The following is a 25584-nucleotide window of genomic DNA, read 5'->3' as shown; positions in this document are numbered from 1 at the left end:
TGGGTAACAACACAAGACATTGATAAAACTTGAATTTATAGCTAAAGCAACTTCTACAATTTGGTAACCCGTCATCCCGCTACTAGTTAGCGCCGCGGCGGTAAATTGACCTTACCCAGAAAAAGTAGAGAGAAAGTTAAGACGTTTTTGGAGTAAAATAAAACGTTTTTTCAAAATATGACAAATAGAAGAGAATATACAGCAGAATTCAAATTAGAAGCTGTTAAGCTGGTTAAAGAAACAGGTCAAGCAAGTACAAAAATAGCAAAAGATCTAGGTATAGATGGCAGTATGTTAAGTAAGAAAATATGATGGAAAAATGTCTGGAGCATACGCATTTCCAGGCAAAGGCTCCTTATGACAAAGAAAGATTTGATCTAAAAAAAGAGCTAATAAGAGAAAGAGACATCTTAAAAAAAGCCCTGGGCAAAGAAAAAGAGTAAAGTATTCTTTTATATAGAAATTGCTATAAAACACAGGAACTATGTAGGGTTTTGTACTGGTGGTATTGGTTGCTAAGGAAAAAAGCAGTAAAGAATTAGCAAAAGAAGGGCTTCTAGCAGATATTCAAAAAATACATCAAGCATTCTAAATGCAGATATGGAGCCCCTAAAATTCACGCTGAATTAAAAGCTTTAGGCAAAAATTAAAACAGTACAAAGTGTTATGCAAGAAAATGGCATTAAAACCAAGCTTAGACGAAGGTTCAAAAATAAAAAACAGCAAATAAGCAACCGAGTTGTGGCTCCGAACACATTGGATCAAAATTTTACTACTGATCAGCCAAATAAAGTTTGGGATTACCTACATAAAAACTAAAGAAGGTTGTTGGCGGCAATAATTGACCTATATTCACGCATGGTGGTTAATGAGTAACATGATAATTAGTTATAGATTCTTTATTGATGGCCGTTGATAAACGCAAACCCGATAAAAATCTGCTGTTACATAGCGATCAAGGGTCACAGTATACCTCTCAAAATTACCAATTTCTATTGAATACAAAAAACATCATTTCCAGCATGAGCCATAAGGGCTGTTGTTACGATAACTCTGTTGCAGAAAAGTTCACTTAAAAGGGAGCTGCTTATTGATACTTCTCGCTCAACAAACCAGAACTGCCATATTTGAATACATAGAAATCTTTTGTAACAAATAACGTAGACATTCTACTATTAACTATTGCATTCCTGCACAATTTATTCTCATGATAAAAACGTCTTAACTTTCTCTCTACTTTTTCTGGGTAAGGTCAATTTGGGTCTGCACCATTTTTGAGTAATAGTTTTACTTCTTGTGCATTACCATCTTCTACAGCTAGGAATAATTGTTCTTCCTGTGTTTTTACGCGTGTTTCCACATTAGATATAAAAAATAACAATACTAAACATGCAATACCAATAATGCTAATATATTTTATAACTTTTCTCATAAGATATTTTACAATGCTTCTAATAATATTAGATATCATCTATAAAATTAAAAAATCCATGAAAGGGGATGAAAATATGTAAAAAAGTATTATTGATTAATTAAAAACAGATTTTGATTTGATAATACTAATAAAATCGATTTATCTTAAATTTACGTTGATTTTTACCTGTTATTTTTTGTAGTTTATCCAACGTAAATTCCAGGTAAAACAAAGTCGTTATCTCCAACCGTTACAACCAACTCTCCTTCTTTAATTTTTATTTGATTAGGTGTATGGTCCCATACCATCACACTCTGGGATCATACACCTAAAGTACTCCGACACTGGGATGACACCCCGGGGTTTCTGGGATGACAAAAAAGAGCCCCCTGAGCAAAAATCTTATAGCCACTTGAATGATAATTGACTTTTTGCCTAAAATAACTAAGAAAGAAACTTCTCATCAAGATAACTTAAATATATACTAATTCTCTTATTTTTAAACGATTTCTCATCATGAATTGCACGATCAAAAACCTGAATTTGACTTGTTATAATGCTACAATTATTATTTGCAACTTCTAATACGCCACTATCAATTACAACCTTCTTTTCTATTTGGTTACTCATTTTAACAGTAATCATACCAGGCAATAAATAAATTAAGTAAGGAGCATGGTGAGCTAAAATCATAAGCTCCCCTTCGAGCCCAGTTACTGAAAGAGAAACCACTCCACTGAATGAAATTTGATCATCAGGAGAGAAAAATTGCACTTTAAAAGTATTCATAATCTTTAACTTTTATTTAGCTTCAGCTTGTATTAATTCAGCCTTTTTTATTGCTTCATCTATATTCCCCACCATATAAAAAGCAGCCTCTGGTAAGTGATCATATTTGCCTTCAACAATCCCTTTAAAACTGGAAACAGTATCAGAAAGTGAAACAAATTTACCAGGCATGCCAGTAAATATTTCTGCAACGTGAAAAGGTTGAGAAAGAAATTTCTGAATCTTACGAGCCCTATCAACAATAATTTTATCTTCATCAGATAGCTCATCCATACCAAGTATTGCGATAATATCTTGCAGTGATTTATAAGTTTGCAATATACGTTTCACCTCAGAAGCTACATTATAATTTTCTTCACCAATGATTTCAGCAGATAAAGACTGAGAAGTTGAATCAAGTGGATCAACAGCAGGGTATATTCCCATTTCAGCTATTTGCCTTGACAACACTGTGGTTGCATCAAGGTGAGAGAATGTAGTTGCTGGGGCTGGATCAGTTAAATCGTCCGCAGGAACATATATAGCTTGCACAGAAGTAATAGAGCCAGAAGTTGTTGAAGCTATTCTTTCTTGCATTGCACCCATATCAGTTGCAAGGGTTGGCTGATAACCAACAGCTGACGGTATTCTTCCAAGTAAAGCAGAAATTTCAGAACCAGCTTGTGTAAATCTAAAGATATTATCCACAAAAAATAGAACATCTTGGTTTTCACGGTCACGAAAATACTCTGCCATAGTAAGTGCTGTTAAAGCAATTCTAGCCCTTGCTCCAGGAGGCTCATTCATCTGACCATAAACCAAAACAGCTTGAGATTTTTCATGCTCATTTATATTTATTACATTTGAAGTGATCATCTCGTGATAAAGATCGTTACCTTCACGCGTTCTCTCCCCTACCCCGGCAAACACAGAAAATCCTTTATGAGCTTTTGCTATATTATTAATTAATTCCATTATTAGGACTGTTTTACCAACACCGGCTCCACCAAATAAGCCAATTTTTCCTCCTTTAAGATAAGGTGCAAGAAGATCTATAACTTTTATTCCCGTAACTAAAACTTCTTCCTGTATTCTCTGTTCAGTAAAACTTGGAGGTGCTCTGTGTATAGGCTCTAAGTTATACTTTCCCTTCAGTGGACCACACTCATCTATAAGCTCTCCAACAACATTAAAAATCCTTCCTAAAGTTGAACGCCCAATTGGCACCGATATTGGTGCACCTGTATCAACAAATTCATCCCCCCTTGACATGCCATCTGTGCTATCCATAGCAATACAACGAACTATATTGTCACCTATATGCTGCGAAACTTCTAAAACCAGCTCCTTATCCTTATATTTTAGTTTGCTTTTTAAAGCATTAAATATTTTAGGCAATTCACCTTCAAATTTTATATCAACAACTGCTTGAGTTACCTTAATCGCTCTACCTATATTCATCTCTTTATTTTTATCACCTAACACTATAATTCCATAAAAGAACTTCTAAAGAAAATAAATTTTATATTATTAATAGAAATTTTGCAACATTAAAACGCTTACTAGTTACGCTTCATTACAAACAATGCAAATGCATTTAATAGCCAAGTAATAATAAACAATACTAAACTAAGCGCATAAGCAGCAAGAGTTTGTACACTATTGAAATCCTGATCTCCGGTAAGTAATGTAGCGATCTGCACGGTAATGGTAGTAACTGAATTAAGAGGGTTAAAAGTCAAATTTGCGTTGATTCCCACAGCCATTAGCACAATCATTGTTTCACCTATCACTCTTGAAATTGACAATAAAATTGCACTTAAAATTGTAGGCATTGCATAAGGTATTGTTATATGCCATATAGTTTCCGCTGGAGTTGCACCAAGTGCCATGAAGCCATAACGCAAGCTTTTTGGAACAGATCTTATGGCATCTTCGAGTAAAGAAATAATAAAAGGAAGAATCATTATCCCAATCGATAAACCGGCAACTAAGGCACTTTCTGAGTGTATACTTAAACCAAAAAAATTTGCTACCTGCTTTATAAAGAAAGACAAAAACACAACCGCGAAATATCCATATACAACCGTAGGAATAGCAGACAAAACTTGCAAAGTTGTATTAACAATATAACGCACTTTCTCACTCGCATATTCACTAATATATATTGCAGAAAATAAACCAAGCGGAACGACAACTAACATTGCTATAATAGTTATAAGTAATGTACCAACTAAAAGCGGCGCTATACCAAAACATCCTATCTTCTCTTCATTGATAGTGACTACATTGTGGCCCCATTTCAAGCAAAACAAGAATTCTGAAATAGCTACTTTATTAAAAAAACTAATGGATTGAATAAAAATAGACAGCATTATAAATAAAGTGATAAAAAATGATATGGCCAAAGCCACAAATAACGAAAGTTTTATTATCTTATTTCTTTTATTTTTAAAGATAAAAGCAAGCATGAAAAAAAGTAACGCTATAGAAATAAAAGTTACAAAACAATTATTATAGAATACTAACAACCAAGTTAGCATCCATACACAACTAAGATATAGATAAGATTTAACCTTATTTACTTCTTGAAACCTACTAAAACAAAATAAAAGGATTAGTAAGACAGGTATGACTATCACCGAATTCATTCTTCCATGCATCAAATTTTATTCTACGAAAATGTCATACAAGTTCACCATTATTTGACAATAAAGTAAAACAATTTAAAATAAATAATTATATTAATATAAAAACAATGAAGAGAACATTTCAACCAAAAAATTTGATAAGAAAGCGCAGACACGGATTTCGTTCACGTATGGCAACAAGAGCTGGAAGAAAAATCCTTAATAGGCGCCGTTCATTAGGGTGTAACAAATTATGCGCATAGTAAGTATAAAAAAAAAGATTTTTCTTCTGCTTTCAAAAATAAGTTAGCACTCAACAGTCTTTTTTATCGTGGGCTTTATATATCACTGTACGCTATAAAAGAAAGAGAACCTGAAAAGTACATTCATACTATTAGAGTAGGTCTGGCTATCAGTAAAAAAACCGGAAAAGCAGCAAAAAGAAATAAAATAAAAAGGCAACTACGAATGCTTGCTAAAATTAGCATTTTAAATATAAGTAATATAGGGCACTACTACATAATACTAACTCATAGAAACATTATGCAAGCAAGTTATAAAAATTTACAAAAAGATCTAACTATTTGCTTAAAAAAGATAAAATAAAAAAAAATCTCAATTAAGGTATTTACAACTATATTTTTTATGATAATATAGGTAAAATTTTTAAAAATAGTTAATGGGTGTGATGAATGGTAGAGCATATAAAAGAGGTAAATAACACAGGCTTTGGTCAGATGTATCAATTCTTATTTCTTCCTAAAGGAACAGATTGGAGGTCAGCATTTCGCCAACAAGAAGAATTATTTAAAAAAGTGGGAGGTAATGTAATATTACCAGAAATCAGTAATTCTCCTTCAAAAGGGAATCAATTAGGGGAAGTAGGAACAATGCTAAATAATGTAGAAAATGACCAAGAACATATAAGAAAAAAAAAGATATCATAGTTAAAGTAAAAACTTAAAGAATAGTAACAAAACAAGAAAGTTAAAATATAAGTATACCTACTGTCTAATTAACAAAGAAATTTTTATAAACTTGGCGGCGACCTACTCTCCCTTTTCAAGTACCATCAGCGCTAAAAAGTTTCACTTCCGAGTTCGAGATAAGATCGGGTGGTTCATTTTTGCTATAGCCACCAAGTCAATAAAAATTTCTAACTTAACAATTTTAACTTAATATTTAACACTGCATACACACATATAGAAAGCAAATAAATCAATCAGGCTATTAGTACTAGTTAGCTTCACATGTTACCATGCTTCCACACCTAGCCTATCAACGTGGTAGTCTTCCACGGCCTTAATTGGGAAATCTTTTTGAAGAGGATTTCTTGCTTATATGCTTTCAGCAATTATCCCATCTATACATAGCCACCCAGCGATGCTATTGGCATAACAGCTGGTACACCAGAGGTATATCCATCTCGGTCCTCTCGTACTAGAGTCAGACCTTCTCAAATTTCCTTCACCCACGGCAGATAGAAACCGAACTGTCTCACGACGTTCTAAACCCAACTCACGTATCACTTTAATCGGCGAACAGCCGAACCCTTGGGACCTTCTTCAGCCCCAGGATGTGATGAGTCGACATCGAGGTGCCAAACGGTGTCGTCGCTATGAACGCTCGAACACCATCAGCCTGTTATCCCCGGCGTACCTTTTATCCGTTGAGCGATGACCCTTCCATACAGAATCACCGGATCACTATGACCGACTTTCGTCTCTGCTTGGCTTGTCAGCCTCGCAGTCAGGCAAGCTTATGCCATTATACTATCAAGCTGATTTCCGACCAGCTCTAGCTTACCTTCGCACGCCTCCGTTACTTTTTAGGAGGCGACCGCCCCAGTCAAACTACCCACCATACAATGTCCTAGTTCCAGATAATGAAACATAGTTAGATATCAAAAGTGTAAAGGGTGGTATCTCAAGGTTGACTCCATTATAGCTAGCGCCATAACTTCAAAGTCTCCCACCTATCCTGCACATCACACTTTTAATAGCAATGTAAAGCTATAGTAAAGGTGCACGGGGTCTCTTCGTCTAACCGCGGGTACCCCGCATCTGCACGGGGAATTCAATTTCGCTGAAGTGATGTTGGAGACAGTGGAGAAATCGTTACGCCATTCGTGCGGGTCGGAACTTACCCGACAAGGAATTTCGCTACCTTAGGACCGTCAGTGTTACGGCCGCCGTTTACTGGGGCTTCAATTCGGAGCTTGCACCCTTCCTATTAACCTTCCAGCACCGGGCAGGCGTCAGACCCTATACTTCCACTTACGTGTTTGCAGAGTCCTGTGTTTTTAGTAAACAGTCGCTACTCCCTATTTTGTGCCACCTACTCATAGTTGCCTAAAAGCAGGTTACCCTTCTTCCGAAGTTACAGGTATAATTTGCCGAGTTCCTTCAACATCATTCTTTCAACACCTTAGTATACTCTACTCATCCACCAGTGTCGGTTTGCGGTACGGCCTCATAAATATAAGTGCTATTTCCTGGAGCTTCTTTTAAGCATAGATCAATCCAATAAGATCTATACAAATACGAAACCCGTCACACTTAAGAGGTTTAGGAATATTAACCTAATTGCCATCGACTACTCCTTTACGGACTCGCCTTAGGAACCGACTAACCCTACGCAGATTAACTTAACGTAGGAACCCTTAGATTTTTGGTGAGAGTGTTTTTCACACTCTTTTACGCTACTTATGTCAGCATTCTCACTTCCGATATCTCCAGCAGTTTTCACAAACCACCTTCACAGACTTACGGAACGCTCCGCTACCGCGCCTATTGATCGAAATCAATAAGCACTCACATCTTCGGTATACAGCTTTAGCCCCGGTACATTTTCGGCGCAGAAAAACTTATTTAGACAAGTGAGCTGTTACGCTTTCTTTAAAGGATGGCTGCTTCCAAGCCAACCTCCTAGCTGTAATGGTTTTTCTACTTCCTTCCCCACTTAGCTGTAATTTTGGGACCTTAGATAGTGATCTGGGTTGTTTCCCTCTTCACCACGGACTTAGCACCCGTAGTGTGCCTGCTATATAATTAATTGTTGGTATTCGGAGTTTAGTTAGATTTGGTAAGACGGTGAATCCCCCTAGTCTATCCAGTGCTCTACCCCCAACAACATACATACAACGCTCTACCTAAATAGATTTCGCGGAGAACCAGCTATTTCCAAGTTTGATTGGCCTTTCACCCCTAATCACAACTCATCCAATAATGTTGCAACATTAACTGGTTCGATCCTCCAGTGTGTTTTACCACACCTTCAATCTGGTCATGACTAGATCACTTGGTTTCGGGTCTAATCCATAAAACTAAAACGCCCTATTCAGACTTGCTTTCGCTACGCCTACACCTAACGGCTTAAGCTTGCTTCATAGATTAACTCGCTGACCCATTATGCAAAAGGTACGCTGTCACTCTAAATATCAATAAATTGATATAGAGCTCCAACTGTTTGTAAGCACTTGATTTCAGATTCTATTTCACTCCCCTCCCGGGGTTCTTTTCACCTTTCCCTCACGGTACTTGTTCACTATCGGTCGTTAAGGAGTATTTAGGCTTGGAGGATGGTCCCCCCATATTCAAACAGGATTTCACGTGCCCCGCTCTACTCAAGGATTTAAAAACTTTCTACTTATACAGGACTATCACCTTCTATGGTTACTATTTCCAGAGTATTCTAATTCTTATTCTTAAATCACTAGCCTTTTCCGCTTTCGCTCGTCACTACTAACAGAATCTCGGTTGATTTCTTTTCCTTTGGCTACTTAGATATTTCAGTTCACCAAGTTTGCTTTACATACTTAGTACGTAATAACTAGCTAAACTAGTTGGGTTTCCCCATTCGGAAATCTGCGGATCAAAATTTGTTGACAATTCCCCACAGCTTATCGCAGCCTGCCACGTCCTTCATCGCCTCTTAACACCAAGGCATCCATCAAGTGCTCTTAATAATTTATTTATCCGACTATATGCAGAATATGCAGAGTTAAATATTATTAAAATTGAATTGAGATTAAATTAATCTCTACCATAAAACTTGTCAAACATCTAAAAACTAAATTAATCTTTTATATGTTATAACCTAATAAATAATATGTCAACGCCTTTTTGCACAAAACATTTACTTATATTATCAACAACAATATACTAGCAATCCTAAACAGTATAATCTGAGAAATATGTGGTAAACTTATATATACAGTAAAAATTAATAAAAAAGATATTTTGTAAGATAAAATGTGTTAAAATCAATTGCCTAAAAATGATAATAAACATTCGGAGTATTTCTAACGTATGAAAAGTAATCTCTCTTTTATAAAAAACGTTGCTTTAAATTGTATGTCTAAGCTCATTGGCGTATTAAATATTAAGAAAGTAAAACACTTCATTGTGAATAAATATAATACTCTTCATAAAGAAATGACAGTGCTTCTTAAAAAATCTAAGAACCTGTTAAACACCAACATTGAAATCGGTTTATATCACTTTTATAAAGGTAGCATATCAGATGCAAAGTTACGATTTTGGTTAATTAGCATATTTTACCCCCATTTACCTATAGTCTGGTATAACATCGGAAGGTGTCATTTTGCGGTAGGGAATACTAACAAAGCTTATAATTATTTAACAAGGGCACTAAAATTAGATAATGACCACGAGGAGGCGTCTTACTATATAAAAAAAATGACAAACTCAGCGCCTATTACAGAATTGCCAAAAAACCTCATAAGACAATATTTTGATTACACAGGTGAATATTTTGTTGAGCATTGGTTGATTGCCAAACAATATAGAGGGCATGAACTTGTACACATGATAATTACAAAAATCTTCAACAACTCCACTTCTGAGCTCAATATACTCGACCTTGGTTGTGGAACTGGAATATGTGGTCATTTCTTGAAAATAAATAGTATTGGAAACCATATAATAGGAATTGACATTTCAAGTAGAATGCTAAATATCGCAAGAGGATGCTTTATAAAAGGTAAGCCTGTTTACAATGAATTAATACATATGGAAATGAAAGAGTTTCTTAAACAAGAGAAAAACCAGCAGTATGATGTAATTATCTTTGCTGAAGTGCTACATTATCTACATGACTTTCAAGAAGAATTGGAATTAGCAAAAAGATCTACGAGCAAAAAAGGGGTTATTGTATGTTTAATAAGAAGAAAGGAAGGTGAAGGTATTGACTTTGTAAATAAAGGAGACTATTTTCGTCACTCAGAAAGTTATGTTCAACATGTTGCAAAAGAAATAAATATGCAAATAAGTTATATGAGTTACTGTAAAATATATGGCAGTCAGGTTGACGGTATCTTGTTTGCATTACAGCATCAACAAGAAAATCCGAAAAACCTAACTTAAAAATCGCTCAAAATGACTTTTAAGTATCTATATATAATAAAAGAATAAAAGGAACTTTATGAATAACATTACCATTAATTACGCAAAGGACAGCAAATTAACCGACTTTGGAAAAGCAGTTCTATCAGACAGGTATTTAATAGAAAATGAAAGTTATCAAGACCTCTTTGCACGTATTGCTAATTACTATTCTGATAATAAAGAACATGCGCAGCGTCTTTATGACTACATGAGCAACTTGTGGTTCATGCCTTCAACACCAATACTCAGCAATGGTGGCACTAAGAGAGGGTTACCTATCTCTTGCTTTCTTAATGAAACCGAAGACAGCTTGCAGGGAATAGTTGATCTATGGAATGAAAATGTTTGGCTTGCTGCACGTGGAGGAGGCATAGGTAGTTATTGGGGAAATTTACGCTCAATAGGCGAAAGCGTAAAGGGTAGCGGCAAAACATCAGGAATTGTTCCATTTATTGTAGTGCAAAATGCTCTAACGCTTGCAATTAGTCAGGGATCCCTAAGGCGAGGAAGTTCAGCAGTCTACCTTCCTGTATCTCATCCGGAGATAGAAGAGTTTCTAGATTTACGCAAGCCAACAGGCGGTGACCCAAATCGCAAAGCGTTAAATATACATCATGCTGTAATAGTAACAGATAAATTTATGCAGGCTGTTGAAAATGATCAAGAATGGAATTTAATAAGCCCTCACAACAATAAGGTTATTTCAACTGTAAAAGCGCGGGATATATGGATCAAAATATTAACAGCAAGAGTTGAAACTGGAGAACCTTACATTATTTTCCTTGATGCAACAAATAACAATAAGCCAGAATCTTACAAAAAGCTCAACTTAGACATCAAGATGTCAAATCTATGCAGTGAAATAACTTTAACCACAGGTTATGATCACCTGAATAAGTCACGCACTGCTGTGTGTTGTCTATCATCCGTAAACCTTGAGTACTACGAAGAATGGAAAGACAATAAACTCTTCATAGAAGATATAATGCGCTTTCTTGATAATGTATTGGAAGATTTCATAAATAAAGCACCGAATGAAATGCAGCGAGCAAAATATTCTGCAGCCAGAGAACGCAGTATTGGTCTTGGTGTGATGGGCTTTCACTCATTTTTACAAAGCAAAATGGTTCCTTTTGAATCAGTAACAGCACAACAATGGAATAAAAAAATATTTAAGTATTTACGCGAGCAAGCAGATATAGTTTCTAAAAAATTAGCAGAAGAAAAGGGAGCATGTTCTGATGCCAAAGAAGTTGATCTAATGGAAAGGTTTACACACAAACTCGCTATTGCTCCTACTGCTTCGATCTCCATTATTGCAGGTAATACCTCTCCTGGAATAGAACCATATGCAGCAAACGTATTCATACAAAAGACACTTACAGGCTCATTTGTAGTGCGAAATAAATTCTTGCAAAAACTATTAGCAGAAAAAAATCAAGACAATGATAAAATATGGTCTTCAATTTCAACAAACGAGGGTTCCGTTCAGCATTTAGATTTTCTTAGTGAGCATGAAAAATTGACATTTAAAACAGCGTACGAGCTTGACCAAAGATGGATTATAGAACATGCAAGTGATAGAACTTCGTATATTTGTCAATCTCAATCAGTAAATCTGTTCTTACCTGCCAACGTACATAAACGTTACTTGCACAAAATACACATGCTTGCTTGGAAAAAAGGATTGAAGAGCTTATATTACTGCAGATCACAATCAATGCAGAGAGCCGATAAGGTCTCGCATGACATATTCAAAAAAAGTGAAATATTGCAACAAAAAACAGATATTGACTACGATGAATGTCTGTCATGCCAATAGCGGCCTTACTCAAAAAAGTAGAGAGAAAGTTAAGCAAATGGGTAAATAGACTTCTTGCATAACCATATAACGCACTTTTATTGGGAATAGAAACGAAAAAACTTACTTGACAAACTCCGCCAGCCCTCTTATCATAAAATTGAAGCTATTTATTTATCTTCTCTGTACAGATTAAATGACAAAAAAACTCACGTATCTGGCTTCTCATGTTTAATTTTTTGCACTATGTGCACCTTATGTCTTTATCAAACTTCTACCTACATAAGCTGAAACGCTCTTATAAAGCGTTTAAAACATAAAAAAACGCAAACTTAAAAAATGGATAGTGAATAACTAGCTACCCTAGGGTTTCTTTTGCCTTTTTTTTCATTTGGTAAATTTCTTAATATTTATGGCTAAACGACAACCGTCATCCCGCTGCTTGTTAGCGGGATCTCTTGTTAGCGGCTGAGATACTGCGGCGGTATGACGTAGATTGCTGTCATTCCGCTACTAGTTAGCGCCGCAGCGGTATGGTGTAGGAAAATTAGCTATATAGCTAACTTGTACCACGCGTTAAAGCTTTTAAACAGGTCTTGGTTTACTTACTCCATTATTTTCTTTATTATCAGATATCATTTTAAATAATATGGAGGAGCAAATTGTCAGCAATTGCCATTATTGATTTTGGTTCACAGTTTACACAGCTTATCGCAAGACAAGTAAGAGGAATGGGCGTTTATTGTGAGATATTTCCAAGCAACATCAGTTTTGAAACAATATCAAAATTCAATGGGTTTATTCTCTCTGGAGGACCACAATCTGTAAATGATGATTGTTCTGAAACAAGTAGAGTAGTACATGAAATTATAAAACTTAATGAGGCAACAAGCGTTCCTATACTTGGAATATGCTATGGACAGCAACTCATTTGTCATTATTTTGGAGCAAAAGTAAAAGAGAGTTTCAAACAGGAGTTTGGTAGAACTAAAATCAAGATACTAAAAGAATCCCCCATTGTAAAGGATACCTGGGATGTTAATTCTGAAGTGGATGTATTAATGAACCATGCGGACAGTGTTGATACTATACCACAGGGATTTACTGTTATCGCATCAGGTGTGATAAATCAAACAATTGCAATGATTGTTAACGAACAGCGAAAGATTTACTGTACTCAATTCCATCCTGAAGTGAGGCCCACAACAAATGGCAGTAAATTGCTCTCTAACTTCTTGGATATTGCAAATTGCGAAAGAGACTGGACAATGAAGTCGTTTATTGAGGAGCAAAAGGAAAAAATCAAAAATGTAGTAGGAGAGAAAAAAGTAATCGCTGCAGTAAGTGGTGGGGTTGATTCAAGTGTTACAGCGGCTCTCACATATAAAGCTATAGGAAAACAATTAAACTGTATTTTTATCGATACTGGGTTGTTACGCAAGAACCAGACCATTGCTATGTTGAAAGAGATTCCGATAAACTACGTTGATAAATCAAATTTATTTTTGAGTAGATTGAAGGGAATAACTGATCCAGAAGAAAAACGAAAAATTATCGGTAACACTTTTATTGAAGTGTTTGAAGAAGAAGCAAAAAAAATAGGTGATGTGGATTTTTTGATGCAAGGTACCATCTACTCTGATGTAGTTGAGTCAGGGCATGCCTCAGACAACACTAGTACAATTAAGTCTCACCATAATGTTGGTGGGTTGCCAGAAAAGATGAATCTGAAGTTAGTGGAGCCTTTACGTTACCTCTTTAAAGATGAGGTAAGGCTACTTGGAAAGGAAATTGGGCTTTCAGACGAGATAATATTTCAACATCCATTTCCTGGACCCGGACTTGCAGTGAGGATTATAAGTGAAGTCGATAAAGAAAAGGTGCAAATATTGCAAGAAGTAGATGAAATATATATTAATACGATGAAAAATTACGATCTATATGATAAGATATGGCAAGCTTTTGCTGTATTATTACCAATAAAAACTGTAGGCGTTATGGGAGATGGTCGTACGTATGGATATGTTTGTGCTTTAAGGGCTGTAACATCATCTGATGGTATGACAGCTGATGCATTTCCATTTGAAAATAAGGATCAACACTTGCTAGTATTTTGGGATTTTTTACAGAATGTTGGCAGTATAATTGTTAATAATGTTCCCGGAGTAAATAGAGTTGTTTATGATATCACTTCTAAACCACCCGCAACTATTGAGTGGGAGTAAATCAAAAAGATCCCGCTGCTTGTTAGCTGGATCTAGAGATACCGCGAATGAATCCCGGTATGACGGTTAATTTTCTTTATTTTGCTTATAATTTCCACAAGCAGTGCAAACATAAATGAAGAATACAAATATCCTTTTGGTAATTCTATATGAAATCCATGAAGTATGAGGTACACACCGACAAGTAAAATAAATAAAATGGCGATTATTTTTAACCCTGGGTTAGATTTGATTAACTGGGCGGTATAACTTGATAAAAACAGCATTGCTAGCATGGAAAATGTAAATGCTGTAGCAATTATTACCATGTTATAAGTTAGTGCTATAGCAGTTAATATCGAATCAACCGAAAAAACTAAATCTATTAATATAATTTGTAGCACAACTAAAAAAAATTTTGATTTAACGTTTGCTTTCTTTTTATTTTTCTTACATACAAAGATGTCATCCCGTAACTCCATAGAGCTCTTAACAATAAGGAATAATCCCCCTGCGATCATAAGTAAATCCCTTGCTGATGCAGTGTGAAATATAGGTTTTTGCATTGACAATATAGATGATGTAAAAAATAGTATTACAAAACGCATTAATAGTGCTAATCCAAGGCCCATAAGGCGCACTCTTTCTCTCAGCGCATTTGGTACCTTATCTATTGCTAGAGAAATAAAGATTAAATTGTCTACACTAAGTATAGTTTCAAGTAGTGTAAGTGTCAGTAAAGTCCAAGCATCAGTTAGCATTTTTGTTTCAAATTCGGTTCTTCTTACTCTACAATAGATGTGTAAAAATTAAGTGACTTCACTCAGAAGTTTTATAGCAGTTCTCCAGAAAAACAGGATATATAAAGTTCAGCAGCTTCTTCTATTTTCGTTTTTGAGCAAAATCAATAATAAGAGAGTTTCTTATTTTCATGCACGCAAATAAGATAAAGCCTTATTTTCATTTTTGACTTTATTTGAAAATAATATATACTATAAAAATAGTGTGCTAGGTTGAATGAATGTATATTAAAGGATCACCATCAGGCAAAGTATTCGCTGGTTATCAGGCATTTATACCAAGCCCCTTGCCACCAAAATTTGAATGGGACAATGATTTAGTTAATAGTCTTTAAACCCTTACTTTACTATAAGGAAAGTGGTTGAAAACTTAGGTGTCGTATTTACAACAGCCCAAAGAGCAATCGTAAAGCTTGAAGATTTAGGCATCGTTTCACAAACTTCTCAAGGAAAGAGAGATCGGGTTTATTGTGCAACTGATATTTTGAATATTCTAGAAGAACCAACTAAGATTACAGAGAACTTCGATAGCACATTGTAGCTATTGTGATGAATAAATTCAGCAAACAGCAAGCTTAAAGAGTCTGATCCAATGGACATGCTGAACAAAAAGTAAGGAGCTCCTTTTGGAGGATTATATTAACTTATTAATTAATTGCTTGACTTTTAGCAGGATTTATTATATTATTTATTAATGAGCAATGCAATCAAACCAAGGAGGATAGCATGATAAATAATTTGGATTCAATAATTCTTGGAATAAAAGATGGTGAAAAGGCGATTGAAGATTTAAGGGTTGTTCTTAAAAAAAGAAAAGAAGAAGTTATTACTACACAGACATTTAATTACGCTTTACGATGCCCAAAAACTACAAAGGAAGCGATAGTACACGAAATTCTGCTTCATTTTATACAAAATCCTGGCGAGCAATCACTAGAACAAGTGATACAATGCTTAGATAGAGCAATACAATCTGGGATATATGCAAAAAACAACCCAATAAGAAATCTAGATGAAGAATTTCGTACTCATATAAACTTTAAAGATGAAGAGGGAAATACATTACTACATCATGCAGTTATAGGTAATAAAACTGAAGAAATAATCACCCTTCTTGTTACATATAGTGCAAATCCTTTGATACAAAACGCGGATAATAAAATTCCTTTAGATTTAGCTCAAGGAGAAACAAAAGAAGTGCTTATTAAAAGTATGAAAAAACAAGCTAATACGAAAAAAGAAAGCGCTATGGTAGGCAGTTTGGTGCCTGGCGTAATAATTGGTGGTTTTCTTGGTGTTGTACTTGGAGCTGGTGTGTGTGTTGCAGTAAGTCTTTCTGGTGGTATGATACTAGGTGTAATGATAGCATCTTCTCTTGTTGCTAGTATAGCTATTGGACTGGCCATGTATTTTTTGAGTCAAGACTATGAACAGGCTAAAGCGATAGAAAAAACTATTAGCACTGTTAGCTCTGAAATATCTGTTGATGATACAACTGCCGCTAATAAAAATAATAAAGAAGGGCCACAACTTACATATAGCTGACCCAAGCAACACGTCATACCGCGATTCATTCGCGGTATAGATTCCGCTAACTAGTAGCGGAATGACGAATGTGTCGTTTTTCAAATTGTCGTAAGTCACTTTAGCTATAATACACACAAGGAGGGTGTCATCCCAGCGCCCCTATGATGTCATCCCAGTGCTTGACACTGGGATCCAGAAAAGTTTGCTTGTAAACTAGCATGGAAAGTAGCTGATCTTACACTAAATGAATGTTTTTGATGAGGTTGCATAGAAGCTGGATTCCAGCGTCACGCGCTGGAATGACAACTGCGTTTTTTGTTTTTTTGTCATCAAATACTCCTACTCTTTATGTCATCCAAGTGTCCTGACTACTTGGATCCAAGAAATTTAATTGTTTTAAATTTTTCCCTCTATACACCTATTTAAAATTTATGTTATCCACATGTGCAATATAATCTATAATAACGTTTATCAATACAATATATTAAAAAATATTATGAGCTTCGTAAAAGAAAAAAATACCCCTGTGATGGAGCAGTATTTGAACCTGAAAGCTCAATACAAAGATCATCTGCTATTTTATAGGCTAGGAGATTTTTATGAATTGTTTTTCGATGATGCTATTAAAGCTGCGAAATTGCTGAATATAGTGCTCACTAAGAGAGGTAATTCGTGTGGGCAAGAAATACCAATGTGTGGAGTGCCAGCACACAGTAGTGAATCTTACCTACACAAGCTAATAGATTTAGGATTCAAAGTAGCAATCTGTGACCAATTAGAAACTGCTGATGAAGCAAAAAAGAGGGGCTATAAATCCATAGTAAAACGTGATGTAGTGCGAGTTGTAACTCCAGGTACAATTATAGAAGATTCACTACTGGAGGATAAAAGCAATAATTATCTCGCGTCCATAGTTGAACAAAATGACGAATATGCTATTAGTTGGCTTGAATTATCGACGGGAAAATTTTTTCACACTTTAACGAGTTTGAAAGCTCTAGATAGTGATTTATTGCGTATATCACCAAGAGAATTATTAATTTCTGAAAAATTCACTGAGGATGAAAAAATTAGATCGATTTTAAAAAATTATAAAATATCAATTACGCAACACGCACAGAGTTTTTTTGAGTATAGTAAATCTCACAGAACGTTATGCGAGTTTTATAAAATCAGGGAACTTGGGAGTATAGGAAATTTCAGCAAAGTAGAAATCATGGCGTGTGGTGCACTGCTTGAATATGTCAGAGTAACGCAAAGGGGCTCCATTCCAAGGCTTGAATTCCCAAAAACCTATAAGCAACAAAATTTCATGCTTATTGATGCTTCAGCAAGGAGAAATCTTGAGTTGTTTTCAACTCAATTTGGTGAAAAGAAAGGTTCACTAATTTCAGTTATTGATCATACAGTTACAGCTTCTGGTGGACGCCTGCTCAAACAAATGCTCGCTTCACCCCTTGCTTGCTCCAAGGCAATCAATTTGAGGCTCAGCACCGCTCAATTTTTTGTAAATAATCATGAGCCACGCAGAAAAATACGAGAGATATTATCTAACATTCCAGATATTGAGAGGTCTTTATCGCGCTTAATACTAGGGCGTGGTTCACCAAAGGATATGAACCTATTGAAAATAGGCCTAGGAAAGACTTTAGAGTTGTCTGAGTTTCTGTCTACCTTGCATAATTATTGTTTAAGTGAAAAATCAGAAATTAACTCTCAGATGTCATTCCAGTGCTTGACCGGAGAAAAGGAACCAGTGTCTACTACTCAGGTGATAAGTAGTGACGAGAGTGAACTCAGCACAATACATAAGAGCCTTGGTAATCATAAAGACCTATTTGAACTGCTAAATAGTTCTATACTTGATAATAATCTCAGTTCCGTGAAAGAGGGAGGGTTTATCTACCCAAAATACAACTCAGAATTATCTGAGTTATCTTATATATTGAACAACAGTAACAAGTTGGTAACTAAGCTCCGTGAATCTTATCGCGACCTAACTGGCATTGCCGCACTCAAAATATTGCACAACAATATACTCGGTTATTACGTTGAAGTATCAGCAAATCACAAAATAACTTCGGATATATTTATTCATAGGCAAAGCTTAGCAAATAGCATGCGCTACACTACTAATGAATTGAAAGAACTAGAAAATAAAATTCTTACGGCACGTGATGCTGCAATCGGCTTAGAAATGAAAATTTTTAGTGAACTGTGTAGTGAAGTTGCTAAAGAGTCTGAAAAAATTGCTCTTGCTGCAAATGCTTTGGCAAAACTTGATATTAGAACCGCGTTTGCAGAGCTTGCAGTGCAAAATAATTACGTAAAACCCATTATTGATGACAGCAAAGAGTTCAATATCTGTAGCGGAAGACATCCAGTGGTTGAAGTTAACGATAAATTCATTGCAAATAGCATCAATTTAGCTGGTATACATCTAATTACTGGTCCTAATATGGCTGGAAAAAGCACTTTCTTGAGGCAAAACGCTCTCATTGCAATTTTAGCTCACATGGGGTCATTTGTGCCAGCAGAGAGTGTACATATTGGAGTGATTGACAAGATATTCAGCAGGGTTGGCGCAACGGATAATATAACAGCTGGTTATTCTACCTTCATGGTAGAGATGATCGAAACAGCAACGATAGTAAATCAGGCAACGGACCGTTCCTTGGTGATACTTGATGAAATTGGTAGGGGCACAGGGGTGTATGATGGATTATCTATTGCACAGGCGGTGATTGAACATATTCACAATGTAAATAAGTGCCGCGCCATTTTTGCAACTCATTATCATGAATTAACTAAAGTAAGCAAATACTTGAAGAACGTGAAATGTTTTTGTGTAAAAATAAGAGAGTGGAACGGAGAGGTTATCTTTCTACATGAAGTAATTGAAGGCATTGCAGATGAGTCATATGGAATACATGTAGCAAAACTTGCTGGTTTTCCTGATTCTGTTTTAAATAGAGCAAGTGAGGTATTTGAGGAGCTGAAGGCTTGAATCATTATTATAAGTGAAGAATTACCTATACAATCGTGGTAGTAGCTATAGAAACGAAAAACTTACTTGACACCCTTCGCCAGCACCTTTATCATGATAGTGAAGCTATTGTATTTGCTTTCGCCAATCTGCAGATTAAAAGGTAAGGATTACTTAATGTATCGGCGTCTTATGTTCAATTTTTTGCAGTATATAGATACTGTATGTCTTTACAAAACTTCATCTACATCTAGATTTTTATCTAAATAAGCTGAACGCGCTTATAAAGCGTTACAAGACATCAAAAAATGCCAATACTCGACAGAGATAGTAAAAGACTAGCTAACTCGGGGATTCTTTGTCTTTTTTTCTGCTTAGTAAATTTCTTAAACATTTGCAGCGTGAGTTAGTTGCAATTAAAAGCGGCTGAATCTCGCTTGTCAAGCGTTTAAAACATAAAAAACGCCAATATTTTAAAGCGGATAATAACCCCAGGGCTTCTTTTGCCTTTTTTTCATTTGGTAAATTTCTTAATGTTTGTGGCTAACATGAACAAACATTTGAGAGTAACTTCCGCTAGTAGGGTGTCATCCTAGTGTCTGGGCACTGGGATGACAAAAAAAGGAGGCTACTCGGATGACAGCTAGCCTGACAACCGTCATCCCGCTGCTTGTTAGCGGGATCTCTTGTTAGCGCCGCGGCGGTATGACGTAGAATTTTACACTCACCAATTCAGTGTCCAATCTGGATTCCAGACTGGAATGACACCCTTTTGGATGGAAACCAGTGTCAGGACACTGGGATGACAAGAAAGAGGCTACTTGGATGATACCTATAGCCCTGTCATTCCAGCGCGTGACGCTTGAATCTAGTTCTTATTATATATCCAGAGATTTACTATATTAGTAATATCAAACTAGATCAATTCTTGCTACTTCAATTTTTCTTTCAGTTAATTCCTGCCTGGCACGTTAAGTCTAGCCTTTTATAAATGAACCAGAATTATAATTTATCTTTCAAAAATCTCAAATGTAATAAATTTATGTTTTAAAGGATTTGATATATCAAATTTTATTGTATTTACTTTCTCATCAAAAACTATAGTATTCTCATCTATGTGATATCTGTCTATTTGATATGCTAGTGAAAATGCGTCAAGCTTATCAGAAGTTGGAGGAGATTTATATACCACTACATTTAAAGTTTCTAAGTCTAAGTTCACTCTAACAGTCACAACACCTTGTTCAAACGAACTTTCAAACAAACCTTGAATAGATTCACCATGCATACATGGCGGGTCCATTCTTACAGCAGATATACATCGATTATATATTGCATCCCCTGAACCGTTGTGCATGCACATCGTAAAATCTTTACTTCCTTGAAAAAGGTCTATAAAATCTACCATAACACTTCACCACTACATAACAAACACTTTATAATATTATAAGTAACTAGCAAGCTCCATTACTAATTTCGTAGTGACTCTAATTGCAAAATTTAATATAAGTAGTAAAGTAGAACCACTGAATAAAAAACATATGTTAATTAATACAACGTCGGAGCTGGAGGACATATGTGAGGGGTTGATAGCAAAAAAGCCAAAATTTATAGCAGTTGACACGGAGTTCATTAGAAATAATTTAATCTACTACCCAAAATTATCGTTAATTCAAATTTCTTACGGAGAGAAGAGTTTTATTGTAGACGCATTAGTGCCAGAAATTGATTTATCATTCATTAAGAAAATAATGCTAAATCAGGGGATAACCAAAGTGTTTCATAGCTGCCGGCAGGATATAGAATCCTTACTCACTGTATTTAAATGTATTCCCACTCCCATTTTTGATACCCAAGTTGCTGCTATGTTTTGTCATTATTATCATGACTTTATTGGTTACTCAAAAGTAGTGGAGCAATATCAAGGAATAGCACTGGATAAAATTAAAGCTAAAAATTCAGATTGGTTAAGGCGTCCGTTGTCCGAAGATCAGTTAGATTATGCAGTAAACGACGTGGTACACCTATATGACCTATACCAAATATTGTGCAATAAACTTGAAGAAAATAATAGGATGGGTTGGTTTCAAGAAGAGATGGAATCAATAGTTGATATAAATAAGTATTTACATAGCCCAAAAGATGCATGGAAGAGGATTAAATTTAATTATGAAGTAAATCCAAGATTGATACTAACTGTTAAAGCAGTTAGTGAGTGGCAAGAAACCTTAGCACAGCGCTATAATATGAACCGTAATAAAATAATCAATAATGCTGTAATAGCTGATTTTATTGAAAAAAATGTAGAGCATGTTGATGAGATTTTAGATGATCTCAAGAGGAATACAAAAAATATAAAAGATGCGGATTTACTAGAGTTTGTGAATATTTTTAATGAAAATGAGAGAAATTGGATGCAGCAAAACAACACCTTATCGAGTAATTATGATAAATCTGTACTTGATATACTCTCAATTATTTTAGATAGTAAATGTAAAGAAAGTAACATATCAAGGAAATTAGTTTCTTCAAAAGATGAGTTAACCGGGTCAATATCTAGACAGACAGATAAATTATTCAAGGGATGGAGATATGATTTTTTTGGCAGGTCAGTTGAATCATTTTTGAACACAAGCTCAAAATTTGAGATTTCAGCAGTGAAATCCGCAAATAATATAACCAAAATTCAGAGTAATTTAGTGGAGAATAACTGTTGCTAAAGTAATTTAGATTTATCGACAATCGTCATCCCGCTACGTGTTAGTGGCTAAGAGATACCGCGGCGGTATGACGGTTAAGTAGGGTGTCATCCCAGTGCCTTGACTACTTCGATCCAGGAAAATTGATTGTAAACGAGCAAACATTTTCGATAAAATTACCAAAAAGCTAGATCCCAGACTGGGATGACACCACCTACAAATTGCAATGTTCGTATAGTTATGTGCTTGACACTGGGATCTAGAAAATCTAGTTAATATATATAGAGAAACCTTAGCTATAGTTTCAAAAGAAGTCGAATGTATTTTGTTATATGATTATAAGTCTAACAGGCGGAATTGGGGTAGGAAAGAGCTTTGTAGCTAATTGCTTTCAAGAGTTTGGTGCTGTTGTATTTGATGCTGATTCTGTTGTACACCAACTTTATAAAGTGGATAAAAGCATAATAAGTTATGCAGAGAAAAATTTTCCTGGAGTGGTAGTAAATGGTGAAATAGATAGAACAGTACTGTCTAAATATTTCTTAGCCTACGATGAAAATTGGAAACAATTTCAATCTTTGGTTCACTCTGCTGTGCTGCGTGAATTAGAATTTTTTATTGCCAAGGAAAAAAAGATCGATAGAAAACTTTTAGTTTTAGATGTGCCACTTCTATTAGAAACAAAATTTTATTTATATTGCGACCTTATTGTTTTTGTTCATGCAGATAGCGTTGTGCAAGCTCAAAGACTTAACGAACGCAACATAGATAAAGAAAAGCTTAATCTAATCTCCGATGTTCAGTTATCTATTGAGGAGAAAAGGAAGATGAGTGACTTTATTATCGATACCAGTGTAAGCAAAGAGTATGTTTTTTCTCAAGTAAAAGATATAGTGGATTCATTAAACCTAAACACGTAGCTCTACGTCATACCGCCGCGGTATCTCTAGATCCCGCTAACAAGCAGCGGGATGACGGTTGTCAGGATCCCAGCAGCCTCCCTCCCCTGTCATCCAAGTAGCCCCCTATGGTGTCATCCCAGTGCCCAGACACTGGGATCCAGGAAAATTGATTGTGCACTATAGCAACATTTTTGATCAAAAACTGGATTCCAGTGGGCTTTGTTGCATCGCTACTTATGAAAGGCTAACTATAGTTAGGATTATAAGCAACCTATTGAAAATCTTGTTTTTTTGCAATCAATCTGATCAAATTTAAGAATAGTAATTTGTTATTTATATTAATAAATTTAATTCTATTGAAAATAGCTAAAGCATTGAAATTCTTGAATTTTAGCCGGATTGGTAAATGGTAGTGAAATTTCTTTTACTCAAATTTAGGTATTCATTGACCGTTCTTGTTATAAATACCAGAATAATAAGCTAATGATATTCCCTATCTTTTTTATCTTTAATCCATCATAGCTAGCGATGCAACAAAGCCATTCCAGTGTCAAGCACTGGAATGACACCCTTCCGATGGGAACTGCTCTCAAACTACAACAGCATGAGTAGCTATAGAAGCTTTAATGATACAAGAAAAAATAAACAGCTATCATTTTTTTAGTAATTAAGTAAAATAGAGTGAAAGATTGCGAGGAAGTTTTGAAAAATAAGATAAAAAAGATAGTAATTTCAGGAAAGGAAGTGTGGCCAATCATCGAGGGCGGCAAAGGCATTGCAGTTAGTGATGGAAGATCAAGCGGAGCATTTGCTGCAGCAGATGCTGTGGGTACATTTTCTGGTGCAAATGCTAAGCTTATTGATGATAATGGCAAGTTAGTGCCACTAATTTATAAAGGCAAAACAAGAAATGAAAAGCATAGTGAATTGATTGAGTATAGTATTGAAGCTGGAATTAGTCAGGCAAGAATAGCAAATGAAATATCAAAAGGTCATGGAAGAATACACATGAATGTACTTTGGGAGATGGGAGCAGCAGAACGCGTGCTTCATGGCATATTAGAAGGAGCGAAAGGTTTGATTCATGGTATTACCTGCGGTGCTGGTATGCCTTATAGGCTTGGAGAAATTGCAGCTAAATATCAGGTTTATTATTACCCTATTATCTCATCGGTGCGTGCTTTTAAAGCATTATGGAAGCGTGCTTACCAAAGAATATCTTCCTATTTGCTTGGTGGAGTAGTGTATGAAGATCCATGGCTTGCTGGAGGGCACAATGGACTCAGTAACAGTGAAGATCCAGAGCTACCACAGGCTCCATTTGAAAGAGTTGCAGAGCTTAGATCTTTCATGAACGAGATCGGTCTTTCAGAAACACCAATTGTTATGGCAGGAGGAGTGTGGCATTTGAAAGATTGGGAACATTGGTTTAACAATCTGCAAATTGGACCAATAGCTTTTCAGTTTGGCACTCGTCCACTTTTGACGAAAGAAAGCCCAATTTCTGCAGAGTGGAAAAAGAAGCTACTCACTTTAGAAGAAGGTGATGTATTTTTAAATAAATTCAGTCCAACAGGGTTTTACTCATCTGCAGTAAAAAATAACTTCATACGTGAATTGCAGGAACGGAATTCACGTCAAATAAAGTTTTCAGAAAATGCTAGCGAAGAATTTAATAATGAATTTGCAATGGGTAGCAGAGGTAGAAAGATCTACCTTACTGCAAAAGACAAAGAACTGGCAAATACATGGACTAAAGCAGGGTACACAGAAGCAATGAAAACCCCAGATTCAACTGTTATTTTTGTGACGCCAGATAAATTTAAACAAATAAGAGAAGATCAAATCAATTGTATGGGATGTTTGAGCCATTGTTTGTTTAGCAATTGGAAAGATCATGGTGACCATTCAACAGGACGAAAGCCAGATCCGCGTAGTTTTTGCATACAAAAAACACTGCAAAACGTTATACACGATGGTGATATTGAGAACGAACTCATGTTTTCCGGGCACAATGTGTACAAATTTAAGCAAGATCCATTTTATGAGAATGGCTACGTACCGGCAGTAAAAGAACTGGTGGAAAGGATATTGACTGGGTATTGAGTCAGTGACCTTACCCAGAAAAAGTGGAGAGAAAGTTTGGAATGTTTTTTACAAAAAGAATGATGCATCAAATTGTTCTGGAATGCAATAGTTAATAGTGACGTTGTTTGTTATAAAAAATTTCTATGTATTCAAATATTGCAGTTCTAGTTTGTTGAGCAGAGTGTTGTGAAGTATCAATAAGTATTTCTCTTTTCAATGAGCTAAAGAAGCTTTCCACAACAGAATTGTTGTAACAACAACCTTTATGACTCATCTATATTCTTTACAGCTAAGAGATATTGATAACCTTGCGAAGTATATTGTGAACCTTTATCACTATGTAATAGTAGATTTTTG

General features: G+C 35.5%; 17 protein-coding genes, 2 rRNA genes and 3 pseudogenes. 13 read left to right on the top strand and 9 right to left on the bottom strand.

The annotated features are described in order from the left end of the window. Positions 1-177 precede the first annotated feature (177 nt). A pseudogene (locus HUB95_RS06585) lies at positions 178-1159 on the top strand (IS3 family transposase). Positions 1160-1252: 93 nt separating this feature from the next. Here the strand turns inward: HUB95_RS06585 and HUB95_RS02555 are convergent. The 4 genes from HUB95_RS02555 to pstC form a co-directional block, all read right to left on the bottom strand. Beyond that, a complete protein-coding gene (locus HUB95_RS02555; protein WP_223823054.1) occupies positions 1253-1432 on the bottom strand; it encodes an ankyrin repeat domain-containing protein in 180 nt (59 codons plus the stop codon). A 426-nt stretch (positions 1433-1858) separates the two neighbouring features. Then, the gene (locus HUB95_RS02550) at positions 1859-2203 is read right to left on the bottom strand and encodes a F0F1 ATP synthase subunit epsilon (RefSeq protein WP_015588865.1); all 345 of its coding nucleotides are present in this window, start codon (positions 2201-2203) and stop codon (positions 1859-1861) included. Between the two features lie 12 nt (positions 2204-2215). Next, on the bottom strand, positions 2216-3643 hold the full coding sequence (atpD, locus tag HUB95_RS02545) for a F0F1 ATP synthase subunit beta (protein WP_197907308.1): 1428 nt from the start codon (positions 3641-3643) through the stop codon (positions 2216-2218). A gap of 101 nt (positions 3644-3744) precedes the next feature. Further along, complete coding sequence (pstC, locus tag HUB95_RS02540) at positions 3745-4833, bottom strand: phosphate ABC transporter permease subunit PstC (RefSeq protein ID WP_038199744.1); 1089 nt, start codon at positions 4831-4833, stop codon at positions 3745-3747. 107 nt (positions 4834-4940) lie between these two features. Here pstC and rpmH point away from each other — a divergent pair, with 107 nt between their 5' ends. The 3 genes and pseudogenes from rpmH to HUB95_RS02525 all read left to right on the top strand — a co-directional run bounded on the left by rpmH (position 4941) and on the right by HUB95_RS02525 (position 5759). Further along, on the top strand, positions 4941-5075 hold the full coding sequence (gene rpmH / locus HUB95_RS02535; RefSeq protein ID WP_006279898.1) for a 50S ribosomal protein L34: 135 nt from the start codon (positions 4941-4943) through the stop codon (positions 5073-5075). 67 nt (positions 5076-5142) lie between these two features. Further along, a pseudogene (gene rnpA, locus HUB95_RS06055) lies at positions 5143-5418 on the top strand (ribonuclease P protein component); the annotation flags it as partial. Positions 5419-5504: 86 nt separating this feature from the next. Then, complete coding sequence (locus tag HUB95_RS02525; protein WP_209452499.1) at positions 5505-5759, top strand: hypothetical protein; 255 nt, start codon at positions 5505-5507, stop codon at positions 5757-5759. 89 nt (positions 5760-5848) lie between these two features. On the opposite strand, the gene rrf is transcribed toward HUB95_RS02525, so the two are convergent. After that, positions 5849-5955: ribosomal RNA gene (rrf, locus tag HUB95_RS02520) — 5S ribosomal RNA — on the bottom strand. A 66-nt stretch (positions 5956-6021) separates the two neighbouring features. After that, positions 6022-8787, bottom strand: a 23S ribosomal RNA gene (locus HUB95_RS02515). Between the two features lie 335 nt (positions 8788-9122). Between HUB95_RS02515 and HUB95_RS02510 the strand changes: the two genes are divergently transcribed. The 3 genes from HUB95_RS02510 (at position 9123) to guaA (ending at position 14246) form a co-directional block, all read left to right on the top strand. Then, positions 9123-10199, top strand: coding sequence for a methyltransferase domain-containing protein (locus HUB95_RS02510; protein ID WP_015588862.1), 1077 nt, complete (start codon positions 9123-9125; stop codon positions 10197-10199). 58 nt (positions 10200-10257) lie between these two features. Beyond that, positions 10258-12042: a ribonucleoside-diphosphate reductase subunit alpha gene (locus HUB95_RS02505; protein ID WP_006280151.1), complete on the top strand. Its 1785-nt coding sequence runs from the start codon at positions 10258-10260 to the stop codon at positions 12040-12042. A 641-nt stretch (positions 12043-12683) separates the two neighbouring features. Beyond that, positions 12684-14246, top strand: a complete 1563-nt coding sequence (gene guaA, locus HUB95_RS02500) for a glutamine-hydrolyzing GMP synthase (RefSeq protein ID WP_197907247.1) — start codon at positions 12684-12686, stop codon at positions 14244-14246. Positions 14247-14278: 32 nt separating this feature from the next. On the opposite strand, the gene HUB95_RS02495 is transcribed toward guaA, so the two are convergent. After that, positions 14279-14986 carry a TerC family protein gene (locus tag HUB95_RS02495; RefSeq protein WP_141456817.1) on the bottom strand — a complete coding sequence of 236 codons (708 nt, stop codon included), beginning with the start codon at positions 14984-14986 and terminating at the stop codon, positions 14279-14281. A gap of 397 nt (positions 14987-15383) precedes the next feature. Here HUB95_RS02495 and HUB95_RS02490 point away from each other — a divergent pair, with 397 nt between their 5' ends. The 3 genes from HUB95_RS02490 (at position 15384) to mutS (ending at position 19559) form a co-directional block, all read left to right on the top strand. Further along, entirely contained in the window at positions 15384-15566 is a 183-nt protein-coding gene (locus HUB95_RS02490; RefSeq protein ID WP_006279522.1) for a hypothetical protein, read from the top strand. A 185-nt stretch (positions 15567-15751) separates the two neighbouring features. Further along, positions 15752-16570 carry an ankyrin repeat domain-containing protein gene (locus HUB95_RS02485; RefSeq protein ID WP_141456816.1) on the top strand — a complete coding sequence of 273 codons (819 nt, stop codon included), beginning with the start codon at positions 15752-15754 and terminating at the stop codon, positions 16568-16570. A 478-nt stretch (positions 16571-17048) separates the two neighbouring features. Next, positions 17049-19559, top strand: a complete 2511-nt coding sequence (gene mutS, locus HUB95_RS02480) for a DNA mismatch repair protein MutS (protein ID WP_197907309.1) — start codon at positions 17049-17051, stop codon at positions 19557-19559. 988 nt (positions 19560-20547) lie between these two features. Here mutS and HUB95_RS02475 read toward each other — a convergent pair. Next, entirely contained in the window at positions 20548-20946 is a 399-nt protein-coding gene (locus tag HUB95_RS02475) for a hypothetical protein (protein ID WP_209452498.1), read from the bottom strand. Between the two features lie 133 nt (positions 20947-21079). Here HUB95_RS02475 and HUB95_RS02470 point away from each other — a divergent pair, with 133 nt between their 5' ends. The 3 genes from HUB95_RS02470 to HUB95_RS02460 all read left to right on the top strand — a co-directional run bounded on the left by HUB95_RS02470 (position 21080) and on the right by HUB95_RS02460 (position 25245). Continuing rightward, a complete protein-coding gene (locus HUB95_RS02470) occupies positions 21080-22258 on the top strand; it encodes a ribonuclease D (protein ID WP_141457325.1) in 1179 nt (392 codons plus the stop codon). Between the two features lie 311 nt (positions 22259-22569). Further along, positions 22570-23157 carry a dephospho-CoA kinase gene (gene coaE, locus HUB95_RS02465; RefSeq protein ID WP_006280338.1) on the top strand — a complete coding sequence of 196 codons (588 nt, stop codon included), beginning with the start codon at positions 22570-22572 and terminating at the stop codon, positions 23155-23157. 684 nt (positions 23158-23841) lie between these two features. Beyond that, entirely contained in the window at positions 23842-25245 is a 1404-nt protein-coding gene (locus tag HUB95_RS02460) for an NAD(P)H-dependent flavin oxidoreductase (RefSeq protein WP_015588855.1), read from the top strand. A 48-nt stretch (positions 25246-25293) separates the two neighbouring features. On the opposite strand, the pseudogene HUB95_RS06580 reads toward HUB95_RS02460, so the two are convergent. Then, positions 25294-25584 (bottom strand): annotated as a pseudogene (locus HUB95_RS06580) (IS3 family transposase); the annotation flags it as partial.

The sequence above is a fragment of the Wolbachia endosymbiont of Ceratosolen solmsi genome (assembly GCF_017869155.1).
GTDB lineage: Bacteria > Pseudomonadota > Alphaproteobacteria > Rickettsiales > Anaplasmataceae > Wolbachia > Wolbachia pipientis.
This window is presented reverse-complemented; position numbering and strand designations above follow the sequence as displayed.